The following is a 13,180-nucleotide window of genomic DNA, read 5'->3' as shown; positions in this document are numbered from 1 at the left end:
ACGCGGACGGGCGGCGCACCGACCGGCCCCGGCGGCCGCCCGACGCGGAACCCGTCAGGGCCCGTCAGGCGGCGCGCCCTCAGGCTCGCGTCAGGCGGCGCGCCCGTCACGCCCGGGTCGCGGCGCGGACCAGGCCCCGCATCACGCGCGTGTCGTCGTCCGCCTCCGGGTGCCACTGCACGCCCAGGACCCACGCCCCGGCCCCGTACGGCTCCACCGCCTCGACCGTGCCGTCCTCGGCGTACGCGGACGCCACCAGGCCGGCGCCGAGGCGGTCGACGGCCTGGTGGTGGTACGTCCGCACCTCGACCGCCTCCGGCACCAGCGTGCCGCAGCGGGTGTCCGGTACCGGCTTGACGGTGTGGCAGGCGAACCGGCCCGGCTCCCGCACGTGCCCGTCCAGGTGCTGCACGAGCGTCCCGCCGAGGGCCACGTTCAGCAGTTGCATCCCGCGGCAGACGCCCAGGACCGGGGTGCCCGCCGCCAGGGCGGCGTCGAGCAGCGCCAGCTCCCAGGCGTCCCGCTCCGGAGCGGGCGGACCGGTCCTCGGGTCGCGCGGGGCGCCGTAGCGCGCCGGGTCGACGTCCGGGCCGCCCGCGACGACGAGCGCGTCGATCCGGGCGACCACCGCCGTGGCGGCGTCCGGCGCGTCCGGCGGGAGCATCGCGGCGATCCCGCCCGCCGCCTGCACCAGCCGCGGGTACCCGGCCGGCAGCAGCGCCGCCGGCATCTCCCACACCCCCCAGCGCGCGGGGTCGAGGTAGGTCGTCACTCCGATGAGGGGCCTGCTCACGCGTACCGCTCCTTCCACCAGCGCCACTCCCGACACTCCGCCACCCTCGTCACCCGGCGCCGTCCCGGGGCGCCCGGCCCGCGCGGTCCAGTTCGGCCTCCGCCGCCGCCAGTGCCGCGAACTCCTCCTCCGGCGCGCTCGCGACGAGACGGTGACGACTGTAGAGCGCGAAGTACGCCAGGGCGACGACGTACACCCCGAGCGCCATGAGCGCGGCCACCGCGTCCACCAGGAAGGTGGCCACGAGCGCGCAGAGGGCGAGGCCGAGGGCGACCGACGAGGTCACCACGCCCCCCGGGGTGCGGTACGGGCGTACCAGCAGCGGCTCGCGGCGCCGCAGCACGATGTGGGAGAGGGCCATCAGGGCGTACGAGATGGTGGCGCCGAAGACCGCGATGTTCAGCATCCGCGCCCCGTCGTCCGTGCCGGCCGCCAGGGCGAAGCCGATCGCACCCGGGACGAGCAGCCCGAGCCACGGTGCCTTGCGGCGGCTGGTGAGCGACAGGAACCGGGGCAGGTAGCCGGCCCGGGACAGCGCGAACAGCTGCCGGGACCCGGCGTAGACGAGCGAGAAGAACGACGCCACGAGCCCGGCCAGCCCCGCGTAGTTGACGAACCGGCTGAGCGCCGTCGGCCCGCCGTCCCCTTCCAGGGCCACGACGAGCGGGTTGCCCGCGTCCTGGACGGCCGCGGCGCCGCGCGCCCCGGTCGCCGCCACCAGGGTCACCGCGGCGAGCACCACGAGCACGCCCATCGACAGCGCCATCGCCCGCGGCATCGACCGGACCGGGTCCTTCGCCTCCTCGGCGGCCAGCGGCACGCCCTCCACGCCGAGGAAGAACCACATGCCGAACGGGAACGCCGCCCAGATGCCGAGCAGCCCGTACGGCAGCCAGCCGCTCGCGCCGTACGCCCCGGGGTCCACCGGGATGTCGACCAGCGCGTCCGCCCGGAACTCCGTGAACGCGCCGACCGCGAAGACCAGCAGCGCGGCGACCGCGACCGCCGTCACGACGAGGCTGAAGCGCAGCGCCTCGCCCACGCCCCACAGGTGGATGCCGACGAAGACGGCGAAGCACCCCAGGTAGAGGGGCCACCCGGACTCCAGGCCGAACAGGCCCAGCGACTCGACGTAGTCCCCGATGAAGATCGAGATCGCGGCGGGGGCGAGGACGTACTCGATGAGGATCGCCGTACCGGTGAGGAAGCCGCCCCAGGTGCCGAGCGCCCGCCGCGCGAAGCCGTAGCCGCCGCCCGCGGCCGGCAGGACGGCGGAGAGCTCGGCCAGGGCGAGGACCAGGCAGGCGTACATCGTGCCCATGAGGAGCGTGGCCACCGCGAGCCCGCCGAAGCCGCCCTTCGCCAGGCCGATGTTCCAGCCGGAGTAGTCCCCGGAGACGACGTAGCCGACGCCGAGCCCCGTGAGCAGCAGCCAGCCCGCGCTGCCGCGCCGCAGGGCGCGGCGCCGGAGGTAGTCGTCGGCCGGCGGGGCGCCGGGCGGGCCGGCGTGGGGTGACCCGGCGCCGGGCGGCGCGGTGTCGGGGTTCTCGTCCAGGGTCATGGCAGCGTCAGCTCCCCGCCTCGGTCCAGCCAATGGGATGGACCCATACCTTTGCGGGGGTCGGGGATCGGCGCAATACCCTCGGCGCCACTTCGCCGTCAGGCGAGGAAGCCGCGCAGCAGCGCCGCCGTCCCCGCGCAGTGCTCCCGCGCGACCTCCCGCGCCCCCTCGGCGTCGCCCTCCAGGACCGCCTCCACCAGCGCGTCGTGCTGGTGCTGGGCGTGCTCCAGGTTCCGTACGAGCAGCGGTATGCAGTCCAGCAGGTCGTTGACCGTGGCGCGGACGGCCGCGTACCGCTCGGCCAGCGTCGGCGAGCCGGACAGTTCGGCGAGGGTCAGGTGCAGCAGCGTGTCCTGCCGCCGGTACTCCTCCAGCGGCGCGTCGTGCGTGGCCCGCAGCGCCGCGCGCAGCCGGGCGGCGTCCGCCCCGTCCAGCCCGCGCCCCGCGCACAGCCCGGCCGCCCCGGTCTCCAGCACCTCGCGGAAGAGCAGCACGTCCGCGAGGTCGACCGCCGCCGTGCGCCGCCGCAGCTCCTCCCCGCCCGGCCGGACCTCCCGACGCAGCACGAAGGTGCCGCCGTACCGGCCCCGCCGGCTCTCCACCAGCCCCTGCTCCTGGAGCACCCGCAGCGCCTCGCGCAGCGTGACCCGGCTGATCCCCATCCGCTCCGCGAGCTCCCGCTCGGCGGGCAGCCGCCCCCCGGCGGGCACCAGGCCGAGCCGCACCACCTGGAGGAGCTGCTCCAGCGCCTCCTCGAACCCGCTGCCGGCGCGCACCGGCCGCAGCACCGGCGTCAGCCGATCGGGCGCCTGCTCCGTCGCCATGTGTCCGCCCTCTTCCCAATCAAAGGTCCACGGCAATACCTTATGGCTTCCGGCTGACCCAAGGAGGACCCACCCCGTGGCAGACCGCACACCCCCGCTCACCGTCGACGACCTCCGCGCGCTCGTCGCGGACGGCGAGATCGACACCGTCGTCCTGGCCTTCCCCGACATGCAGGGCAGGCTCCAGGGCAAGCGGTTCGCCGCCCCCTTCTTCCTCGACGAGGTGCTGGAGCACGGCGCCGAGGGCTGCGACTACCTGCTGGCCGTCGACACCGAGATGAACACCGTCGACGGCTACGCCGCCTCCTCCTGGTCCACCGGGTACGGCGACTTCGCCCTGCGCCCCGACCCGGCCACCCTGCGCCGCGTCCCCTGGCACCCCGGCACCGCGCTGCTCGTCGCCGACCTCCTCCGGCGCGACGGCTCCCCGGTCGACGTCGCGCCCCGCGGGATCCTCCGCCGCCAGCTGGAGCGGCTCGCCGCGCACGGCTACACCGCCCACGTCGGCACGGAGCTCGAGTTCATCGTCTTCAAGGACACCTACGAGCAGGCGTGGGACGCCGGCTACCGCGGCCTCACCCCGGTCAACCAGTACAACGTCGACTACTCGATCCTCGGCACCGGCCGCGTCGAACCCCTCCTGCGCCGCATCCGCACCCAGATGGCCGGGGCCGGCATGACCGTCGAGTCCGCCAAGGGGGAGTGCAACCCCGGGCAGCACGAGATCGCCTTCCGCTACGACGAGGCGCTCACCACCTGCGACCACCACGCCGTCTACAAGACCGGCGCCAAGGAGATCGCGGCCCAGGAGGGAGTCGCCCTCACCTTCATGGCGAAGTACAACGACCGCGAGGGCAACTCCTGCCACATCCACCTCTCCCTCCAGGACGCCGACGGCCGCAACCCCTTCGCCGGGGACGGCCCACCGGGCGGCCCGGACGCCCTGTCCCCCGTGATGCGCCACTTCCTCGCCGGTCAGCTCGCCGCCCTGCGCGAGTTCTCCCTCCTCTACGCCCCCAACATCAACTCCTATAAGCGGTTCCAGCCGGGCTCCTTCGCCCCCACCGCCGTCGCCTGGGGCCACGACAACCGCACCTGCGCCCTGCGCGTCGTCGGGCACGGCCCCTCCACCCGCTTCGAGAACCGCCTCCCCGGCGGCGACGTCAACCCCTACCTCGCCGTCGCCGCGCTCGTCGCCGCCGGCATCCACGGGATCGAGCAGCGGCTCGAACTCCCCGACCCGTGCACCGGCAACGCCTACGCCGGCGACCACGACCACGTGCCCACCACCCTGCGCGAGGCCGCCGGGCTGTGGGAGGGGAGCGCGCTCGCCCGGGCCGCCTTCGGGGACGAGGTCGTCGCCCACTACCTCAACATGGCCCGCGTCGAACTGGCCGCCTTCGACGCCGCCGTGACCGACTGGGAGCTGCGCCGCTCCTTCGAACGCCTGTGAGGCCGCGTTGACCACCGAGCCCCCCGCCCCGGCCCCCGCCGGCGGGTCGCCCGCCCGGCACCCCGGCGACGAGCCGCCCGCCACCGAGCTGCACGTCCTGAACCCCGCCACCGAGGAGCACGTCGCCACCGTCGCGGCCGCCGGCGCCGCCGACGTCGACGCCGCCGTGACCCGGGCCGCCCGCGCCCAGCGCGCCTGGGCCGCCGCCGCCCCCGGCGACCGTGCCCGGCTGCTGCGCCGCTTCGCCGCCGTCGTCGACGACCACGTCGAGGAACTGGCCCTGCTGGAGGTCCGCGAGGCGGGCCACACCCTCGGCAACGCCCGCTGGGAGGCCGGCAACGTCCGCGACCTCCTCGACTACGCCGCCGGCGGCGTCGAACGCCTCACCGGCCGGCAGATCCCGGTCGCGGGCGGCGTCGACGTCACCTTCCTCGAACCGCTCGGCGTGGTCGGCGTCATCGCCCCCTGGAACTTCCCCATGCCGATCGCCGCCTGGGGCGCGGCCCCCGCCCTCGCCGCCGGCAACGCCGTCCTCCTCAAGCCCGCCGAGACCACCCCGCTGACCGCCCTGCGCCTGGCCGAGCTGGCCCTGGAGGCCGGCCTGCCCGAGCACCTCCTCCAGGTGCTCCCCGGCGAGGGCCCCGTCGCGGGCGCCGCCCTCGTCGAGCATCCCGGCGTCGCCAAGATCGTCTTCACCGGTTCGGCCCGCGTCGGCAAGGGCGTCATGGCCAAGTGCGCCGACCGCCTCGCCCGCGTCACCCTCGAACTGGGCGGCAAGAGCCCCAACGTCGTCTTCGCCGACGCCGACCTGGAGGCCGCCGCCCTCGCGGCGCCCATGTCCTTCCTCGACAACGCCGGCCAGGACTGCTGCGCCCGCACCCGCATCCTCGTCCAGCGCACCGTCCACGACCGCTTCCTGGAGCTCCTCGCCCCCGCCGTGGAGCGGGTCGTCGTCGGTGACCCGGCCGACGAGCGCACCCAGATGGGCCCCCTCATCTCCCGCGTCCAGCTCGACCGCGTGCGCTCCTACGTCCCCGACGGTGCCGACGCGCTGCGCGGCAGCGCGCCCCGCGGGCCGGGGTTCTGGTACCCGCCGACGGTCCTGACCGGCGTCGACCCCGGCGCCCCGGTCGCCACGGAGGAGGTCTTCGGCCCCGTCGCCGTCGTCCTCCCCTTCGACGACGAGGCCGACGCCGTACGCCTCGCCAACGCCACGGACCACGGCCTCTCCGGCTCCCTGTGGACCCGCGACGTCGGCCGCGCGCTGCGCGTCTCCCGCGCGGTCCAGGCCGGAAACCTCTCCGTCAACTCCCACTCCAGCGTCCGCTACTGGACCCCCTTCGGCGGCTTCAAGCAGTCCGGCGTCGGCCGCGAGCTGGGGCCCGACGCCCTCGCCTCCTTCACCGAGACCAAGAACGTCTTCATCAGCACGGAAGGCTGACCCATGACCGAGAGCACGGACACCGCCGTCGTCTGCCGCCGCCTCGTCGGCCGTACCGCCGTCGTCACCGGCGCCGGCAGCGGCATCGGCCTGGCCACCGCCCGCCGCCTCGCGTCCGAGGGCGCGCACGTGGTGTGCGGGGACATCGACGAGAAGGCGGGCAAGGCCGCGGCGGAGGAGGTGGACGGCCTCTTCGTCCGCGTCGACGTCACCGACCCCGAGCAGGTCGAGGCGCTCTTCCGGGCCGCGTACGACACCTACGGCAGCGTCGACGTCGCCTTCAACAACGCGGGGATCTCGCCGCCCGACGACGACTCCATCCTGGAGACCGGCCTGGAGGCGTGGAAGCGCGTCCAGGAGGTCAACCTGACCTCCGTCTACCTGTGCTGCAAGGCCGCCATCCCCTACATGCGCCGCCAACGCCGGGGCTCCATCATCAACACGGCCTCCTTCGTGGCCCGCCTGGGCGCCGCGACCTCGCAGATCTCGTACACCGCCTCCAAGGGCGGCGTCCTCGCCATGTCCCGTGAGCTGGGCGTGCAGTTCGCCCGCGAGGGCATCCGCGTCAACGCCCTGTGCCCCGGGCCCGTCGACACGCCGCTGCTGCGCGAGCTGTTCGCCAAGGACCCCGAGCGGGCCGCGCGCCGCCTGGTGCACGTACCGGTCGGCCGGTTCGCCGAGGCCGAGGAGATCGCCGCCGCGGTCGCCTTCCTCGCCAGCGACGATGCCTCGTTCGTCAACGCCACCGACTTCCTGGTCGACGGCGGGATCGCGGGAGCGTACGTCACCCCGCTCTGAGCGGGCCCGCGGTGACTACCCTGACCGCATGAGCATGACGACACCGCCGGGCTGGTACCGCGATCCGTCCCTCCCCGCCGTGGAGCGCTGGTGGGACGGGACCGCGTGGACCGCGCACACCCGCCCCGCGGCCGGCCCCACGCCCCCCGCCACCGTCCCCGCGGCGCGGGCCTCGGGCGGGCGCGGGGTGCGGATCGCGGTGGCGGCGGCCGTGGCCGCCGCGGTGGCGGTCACCGCCGTGGTCGTCCTGCGTCCGGGAGACGACCAGGCGCCCGAGGCGCGGCCGCCGGCCGCCGCCTCCGGACCCGCCGCGGCGACCGGCTCCCCGGACCCGGCGACGCCCACCCCGCCCCCGCCGGCCGCCCCCTCCGCGCCCGAGGAGGACGCCACGGTCCTCCTCGACCAGCTCAACGGCATCGACCTCCCCATCCCGGAGGGCTGGTCGAAGGCGGAGATCGGCATCGACCAGGCACCCACGATGGTCACCGTCGCCGACGGCCAGTGCCCCGGATCCACCCGTCTGTGCAAGCCCGGCCGGGTCCTCTCCCGCACGCTGACCTCCACCGCGACCACCCACCGGGCCATGGCCGAGCAGGACGTCGTGGACGCCGCCGAGCAGCTGTACGGCGACGACGGGCTCGGCAACCAGCACTACGGAGGCGTCACCGGCCACACCGTGGTCGCCGCGCGCCAGGCCGTCGTCGCCGGACGCACGGGCTACCTCGTCCGCTGGCGGGTCACCACCGGCAAGGGACCCGGCGGTCACGTCCAGTCGCTGGTGTTCCCCTCGCCCAACGGCGTCGAGCAGCCCGTCGCCGTGCGGTTCGCGTTCGACGCCGGGCCCGACGGGCCGCCGCTCGCCCTGATGGACCGGATCACCCGGGGCATCCGCCCCACCGGCAGCGCCACGGGCGGCGGCGTGGGCAGCAGCCTCGCACCGGGCGGCACCCGGTAGCGGTGGAGCGGGGCGGGCGACGGCAGGGCGCACGGCGGGGGAGGGGCGGAGGCGGGGGAAGGGCGCCCGGGGAAAGCGAGCCGGGTGAGCGGGCGCCCGGGGGCGTCTAGAGGAAGGTCCGTCCCTCGCCGCGGTAGGTCGGGACGACCGCCGTGACCCGGTCGCCCTCGATCAGGTGGAGCCGGTCGAACCGCTCGCACAGTTCGCCCGCCTTCGCGTGCCGGAACCACACCTTGTCGCCGATCAGCAGGTCGTCGGCGGGCGGTCCGACCAGCGGGGTCTGCACCTCACCGGGCCCCTCCCGCGGGTCGTAGCGCAGCCCCTCCGGCAGGTACGGCACCGGCAGCCGGTCGCGCCCCGGGGCGCCCGACGCCGGGTAGCCGCCGCCCAGCACCGTCACCACGCCCACGCCCGGCCTGCGCACCACCGGCTGCGCGAAGAGCGCGGCGGGCCGGCCGGCGAAGGACGAGAAGTCGTCGAACAGCCGCGGCACGTACAGCCCGGAGCCGGCGGCGACCTCCGTGACCGCGTCCTCCGCGACCGTGTACTGCACGCTGCCCGTGCCGCCGCCGTTGACGAACTCCAGCTCCGGGGCCACCTCCCGCACGGCCGCCACCACCGCCGCCCGGCGCGCGGCCAGTTCCCGCCGCGCCACCGCCTGCATCAGCCGCACCGCCCGCGACCGCAGCGGCCGCCCGGCGACCGCGTCGCCGACCCCGGCCACGTGCCCCTCGTACGCCATCAGCCCCACCAGTCGGAACCCCGGCCGGCGGGCCACCGAGCGGGCCAGCTCGGCGAGTTCGGCCGGCTCGCGCAGCGGCGACCGCAGCGCGCCGATCCGCACCCGCCCGCCCAGCAGGCGCAGCGACGTGTCGAGCTCCAGGCAGACCCGCACCTCCTCCCGCCCGTCCCCGCGGGCGGCGTCGACGAGGTCCAGCTGCGCCGGGTCGTCCACCATCACCGTGACGGCGCCGGCCAGTGCGGCGTCCCCGGCCAACTCCGCGAAGCCGGCGCGGTCCGCGGACGGGTAGGCCAGCAGGACGTCCCGGAACCCCGACCGCGCCAGCCACAGCGACTCCGCCAGGGTGAACGCCATCACCCCCGCGAACCCCGGCCGCGCCAGGACCCGTTCGAGGAGTGCCCGGCAGCGCAGCGACTTGCTGGCGACCCGTACCGGCTTGCCGGCGGCGCGGGCCGCGAGGTCGTCGGCGTTGGCGTCGAAGGCGTCGAGGTCGACCACGGCGAGCGGGGCGTCGAGGTGCGCGGTGGCCCGGTCGTACCGGGCGCGGTCGGCGGCGCGGGGAGTCATGGCCCGAGCGTGCCAGACGGGGCTACCGGGGGGTAGGGGTGATCGAGGGGACGTTCCGGTCAGATCCGCCCCGACCTGCGGCCTCGTTCCCGCCCCCGCCCGGCCAGCCCTTAGAGTGACGCCTGCACGCTGACGCCTGCACGCCGCGGAACGGGCCTGCCCGGAGGCGTGCGGGTACGACGACGAGGGGGGCGGATGAGCACCGAGGCACGGCGCCCGGAGCCGCCCGGCACACCGGCCCCGCGCCGCCCCGCCGCGGAGCCCGCGACCGACACGGAGACCACCACCCGCCTCCGGCCCGTACCCCCCTCCTCCCCGCGGCCGCCCGCCGCGCGCGACCCGCGCGGCACGCCGCCCCCGCGCCCCGCCCGGGCCCCCGGCCCGACGGCGGACGCGCACACCGGCACGGGCACGGGCACCGCGGAGGGCACCGGAACGGGAACGAGTACGGGCACAGGAACGGGCACGGGCACCGGAACGGGAACGAGTACGGGCACGCCCGCCGTCCCCCGGCAGCCCGCCCCGGCGCCCGCGCCCGACCGGGCGCCGACCGCGCCCCAGGCCGCCCCGCGGCCCGCACCGCCGCGGCCCGCCCGACCGCCCCACACGACGACAGCCGCACCCGGCCCCGCAGCCCCCGCCGCACCCGGCCCCGCAGCCCCCGCCGCGCCCCACCCCGGATCGCCGCCGCCCCGCCCCGCGCCGGCGCACCCCGCCGCGCCCCCGCACCGGCCGCCGCCCGAGGCGCCCGCCGAGATCACCACACGGCTGCGCCCGATCCCCGCCCCGCGCCCCGCGCGCACCGCCACGGCCGTCGCCTGCCTGGTGCTGGGGCTCGGGCTGCTCGGCGGCGCCGCGGCCGGCTCCTGGGTGCTGCGCGACCCCGGCACCACCACCGAGCGCACCGCCTACACCGAGACCGCCACCCTCTGGCACAGCACCCCGGTCGACACGCTCTTCCCGCGCGCCCTCAAGGGCGCCGGCGCCGGGCCCGGCGGTGCCGACCGCTCCTGGACCCGCGTCGCCGTCGCCCCCGACGCGCCCTGCGCCGCCGTGCTCCAGCCGCGACTGGCCGCCGCCCTGCGCCCGGCCGGCTGCCTGCGCGTCCTGCGCGCCACGTACACGGACGCCACCTCGACCCACGTCACCACCGTCGGCATGGCCGTGATGCGGACCGACGCCGCCGGCATGACCGCCCTGCACAGCCGCTTCACCGCCGGGGGGCTCGACCGGAACCCCGAGCTGATACCGCCCTCCCTCGCCGCCCCCGGCACCGTCGCCGCCGGCTTCGGCAACGCGCAGCGCGCCAGTTGGCACGTCAGCGTCCTCACCGAGGTCCCCGCCGTCGTCTTCGCCGTCTCCGGCTTCGCCGACGGCCGCGCCGTGACCCAGCCCCAACCCGCCGCCCTCGCCATGGCCAAGGGCCAGTCGACCGCCCCCGCGCAGGCCGGGCTCGGCCACGAGGCGCGCGGCGTCGCCGACCGCGTGGAGCAGCAGCTGCGCTCCGCGGTCACCCGGGCGATCGAAGGCCCCGCGGCGAAGGGGGAGCGGTGAAGCGCACCCCCGGGGCCCGCACCGCCCGCCTCCTGCTGGCCGCCGCCACCGCCACGGCCTTCGCCGTCCTGCCCGCCGCCCCCGCCCGCGCGGACGCCATCCGCGCCCGCCAGTGGGGCAACGAGGCGCTCAACGCCGAGCAGGCGTGGCGCACCACCAAGGGCGCGGGCGTCACCGTCGCGGTCCTCGACACCGGGGTCGACGACAGCCACCCCGACCTCGCGGGCAACGTCCTGCCCGGCAAGGACCTCGTCGGCTTCGGCGCCCGGCGCGGCGAGCGCGCCTGGGCCCGCCACGGCACCGCGATGGCCGGCATCATCGCCGGCCACGGGCACGGCCCGGGCAACGGCGACGGCGTCCTCGGCGTCGCCCCCGAGGCGAGCATCCTGCCCGTACGGGTCATCCTGGAGGGCGGCGACAAGGCCCGCGCCCGCGCCCGCCACACCCGGGGCAACGCCCTCGCCCAGGGCATCCGCTGGGCCGCCGACCAGGGCGCCGACGTGATCAACCTCTCGCTCGGCGACGACAGCGAGTCCGCCCATCCGGAGCCCGCCGAGGACGCCGCCGTCCAGTACGCCCTCGCCAAGGGAGCCGTCGTGGTCGCCTCGGCCGGCAACGGAGGCGAGAAGGGCGACCGGGTCTCCTACCCGGCCGCCTACCCCGGCGTGATCGCCGTGACCGCCGTGGACCGGTTCGGCACCCACGCCTCCTTCTCCACCAGCCGCTGGTACGCCACCGTCAGCGCGCCCGGCGTCGACGTCGTCATCGCCGACCCCGACCGCAAGTACTACGAGGGCTGGGGCACCAGCGCCGCCTCCGCGTTCGTCTCCGGCGCGGCCGCGCTCGTCCGCGCGGCCCACCCGCACCTCACGCCCTCCCAGGTCCGCAAGCTGCTCTCCGACACCGCCCGCGACCGGCCCGCCGGCGGCCGCGACGACGACAAGGGGTACGGGACGGTCGACCCGGCCGCCGCCATCGAGGCGGGCGCGAAGCTCCGCCCGGCCGACCTCAAGGCGGCGACCGCCGGCTACGGCGGCCGCTACTTCGGGCCGGGCCCGGAGCCGGCGCCCGCCCCCGGCGGCTCCCCGGGGCTCCTCGCCCCCGTCGCGGGCGGTGCCGGCGCGCTCCTCCTGGCGGTCGCCGCCGTCCTGTGGCGCTCGGGGCGCCGCCCCGGGTGAGCGGGGACGGGGCGCCGTACGGGGCGGGCCGGGCGCCCGGATAGGCTCGGCGCGTGGCGCTCAAGAACATCCCCGATCCCGGTTTCTCCGACGACGACGGCTCCGCCGACCCGCGGCTCGCCGAGGCGCTCGCCGCCTGGGCGCAGGACCGCTCGGCCGAACCGCGCGTCCTGGAAGCCCTCCAGGGGGCCCGCCTCCTCGTCCCGGTCGTCGCGGTCCTCGGCGAGGTCGAGGAGGACGAGAACGGGCTGCGCCGCGAGAAGACCAGCGACATGGCCGTGCCGACGCTCACCGCGGGCGACCGCCGCGCGCTGCCCGCCTTCACGTCCACCGAGGCGCTGGCCCGCTGGGACCCGGCCGCCCGGCCCGTCGCCGTACCGCTGCGCCAGGCGCTCCAGGCGGTCGCGCACGAGAAGGCCGACACGCTCGTGCTCGACCTGGCGGGCCCCGTCCCGTTCCAGCTGACCGGCCGGACGCTGCTCGCCGCCGCGGAGGGCCGCACCAGCACCGATCCGCTCGCCGACCCGGCCGTGACGGCCGCCGTGCGGGCGCTCCTCGCCGCCGAGCCCGCCGTCCTGCGCGCCCACCTCGGCCGGGGCGCGGACGCGGACGGCACGCTCGCCCTGGTCCTCGCCCCCGAGGCCGCCCCCGCGGAGGCGGCCCGCCGGGTCGCGACGGCCATGGCGGCCGACGAGACACTGAGGGCCCGCCTGGTGCGGGGCCTCGACCTGGCACTGCTGCCGGCCGGGGCCGCCGCGCCGGGCGAGCCCTTCTACGTACGCGGGGCGTGACCCCTCGGGGGCGTCAGCCGTAGACCGGACCGGTGTACTTCTCGCCCGGGCCCTGGCCCGGCTCGTCCGGCACCAGCGACGCCTCGCGGAACGCCAGCTGCAGGGACTTCAGCCCGTCCCGCAGGGGAGCCGCGTGGAAGGAGCTGATCTCGGTCGCGCCCGCGTCCAGGAGGCCCGCGAGGGCGTGGACGAGCTTGCGGGCCTCGTCGAGGTCCTTGTGCGCCTCGCCCTCCTCGGTCAGCCCGAGCTTCACGGCCGCGGCGCTCATCAGGTTGACGGCGACCGTGACGATCACCTCGACGGCGGGGACCTCCGCGATGTCGCGGGTCAGGGCGTCGAAGTCGGGCTGGGGCCGGCTGGGCGTGGCGTCACTCATGCCCCACACGATAGGCGGTCCCCGCCCGGGCGGACGCCGCCCGCCCGGTTGGGTCCGCCCCCGGACAGCTGGTAACCTGGAGGGACGACCGGCCGGAACCGATGTGCTCCGGCCCACAAGTGGAGGCTCCGCTCTCCCACCTGGCCG

At 76.8% G+C, this 13,180-nt stretch carries 12 protein-coding genes; 7 read left to right on the top strand and 5 right to left on the bottom strand.

The genetic code is table 11. From position 1 onward, the window contains the following. Nucleotides 1-106: 106 nt before the first annotated feature. The 3 genes from LPA54_RS09035 to LPA54_RS09025 all read right to left on the bottom strand — a co-directional run bounded on the left by LPA54_RS09035 (nucleotide 107) and on the right by LPA54_RS09025 (nucleotide 3,178). Nucleotides 107-793, bottom strand: coding sequence for a gamma-glutamyl-gamma-aminobutyrate hydrolase family protein (locus LPA54_RS09035; RefSeq protein ID WP_228975554.1), 687 nt, complete (start codon nucleotides 791-793; stop codon nucleotides 107-109). 49 nt (nucleotides 794-842) lie between these two features. Continuing rightward, entirely contained in the window at nucleotides 843-2,354 is a 1,512-nt protein-coding gene (gene eat, locus LPA54_RS09030) for an ethanolamine permease (protein ID WP_228975552.1), read from the bottom strand. Between the two features lie 98 nt (nucleotides 2,355-2,452). Beyond that, nucleotides 2,453-3,178: a FadR/GntR family transcriptional regulator gene (locus LPA54_RS09025; RefSeq protein WP_228975550.1), complete on the bottom strand. Its 726-nt coding sequence runs from the start codon at nucleotides 3,176-3,178 to the stop codon at nucleotides 2,453-2,455. 76 nt (nucleotides 3,179-3,254) lie between these two features. Here LPA54_RS09025 and LPA54_RS09020 point away from each other — a divergent pair, with 76 nt between their 5' ends. The 4 genes from LPA54_RS09020 (at nucleotide 3,255) to LPA54_RS09005 (ending at nucleotide 7,825) form a co-directional block, all read left to right on the top strand. Next, nucleotides 3,255-4,631: a glutamine synthetase family protein gene (locus LPA54_RS09020; RefSeq protein WP_228975548.1), complete on the top strand. Its 1,377-nt coding sequence runs from the start codon at nucleotides 3,255-3,257 to the stop codon at nucleotides 4,629-4,631. Nucleotides 4,632-4,719: 88 nt separating this feature from the next. Continuing rightward, complete coding sequence (locus tag LPA54_RS09015) at nucleotides 4,720-6,072, top strand: aldehyde dehydrogenase (protein WP_228975611.1); 1,353 nt, start codon at nucleotides 4,720-4,722, stop codon at nucleotides 6,070-6,072. 3 nt (nucleotides 6,073-6,075) lie between these two features. Next, a complete protein-coding gene (locus tag LPA54_RS09010) occupies nucleotides 6,076-6,870 on the top strand; it encodes a 3-oxoacyl-ACP reductase (RefSeq protein WP_228975546.1) in 795 nt (264 codons plus the stop codon). 28 nt (nucleotides 6,871-6,898) lie between these two features. Beyond that, nucleotides 6,899-7,825, top strand: coding sequence for a DUF2510 domain-containing protein (locus LPA54_RS09005; protein WP_228975545.1), 927 nt, complete (start codon nucleotides 6,899-6,901; stop codon nucleotides 7,823-7,825). 106 nt (nucleotides 7,826-7,931) lie between these two features. Here the strand turns inward: LPA54_RS09005 and LPA54_RS09000 are convergent, their stop codons facing one another. Continuing rightward, on the bottom strand, nucleotides 7,932-9,134 hold the full coding sequence (locus LPA54_RS09000; protein ID WP_228975543.1) for an alanine racemase: 1,203 nt from the start codon (nucleotides 9,132-9,134) through the stop codon (nucleotides 7,932-7,934). A 195-nt stretch (nucleotides 9,135-9,329) separates the two neighbouring features. Here LPA54_RS09000 and LPA54_RS08995 point away from each other — a divergent pair, with 195 nt between their 5' ends. Genes LPA54_RS08995 through LPA54_RS08985 form a run of 3 tightly spaced genes read left to right on the top strand, consistent with a single transcriptional unit; the run spans nucleotide 9,330 to nucleotide 12,657 of the window. Next, nucleotides 9,330-10,688, top strand: a complete 1,359-nt coding sequence (locus tag LPA54_RS08995) for a hypothetical protein (protein ID WP_228975615.1) — start codon at nucleotides 9,330-9,332, stop codon at nucleotides 10,686-10,688. Beyond that, nucleotides 10,685-11,866, top strand: a complete 1,182-nt coding sequence (mycP, locus tag LPA54_RS08990) for a type VII secretion-associated serine protease mycosin (protein ID WP_228975541.1) — start codon at nucleotides 10,685-10,687, stop codon at nucleotides 11,864-11,866. Before LPA54_RS08995 ends, mycP begins: the two co-directional genes overlap by 4 nt. 53 nt (nucleotides 11,867-11,919) lie before the next feature. Then, nucleotides 11,920-12,657: an SseB family protein gene (locus LPA54_RS08985; RefSeq protein WP_228975540.1), complete on the top strand. Its 738-nt coding sequence runs from the start codon at nucleotides 11,920-11,922 to the stop codon at nucleotides 12,655-12,657. Nucleotides 12,658-12,670: 13 nt separating this feature from the next. Here LPA54_RS08985 and LPA54_RS08980 read toward each other — a convergent pair whose 3' ends face one another. After that, complete coding sequence (locus LPA54_RS08980; RefSeq protein ID WP_228975537.1) at nucleotides 12,671-13,033, bottom strand: DUF1844 domain-containing protein; 363 nt, start codon at nucleotides 13,031-13,033, stop codon at nucleotides 12,671-12,673. Between the last annotated feature and the right edge of the window lie 147 nt (nucleotides 13,034-13,180).

The organism is Streptomyces sp. DH12 (assembly GCF_020873895.1).
Classification (GTDB): domain Bacteria; phylum Actinomycetota; class Actinomycetes; order Streptomycetales; family Streptomycetaceae; genus Streptomyces.
Note: the sequence above shows the minus strand (reverse complement) of the source record. Positions and strands in the feature narration are given on the sequence as shown.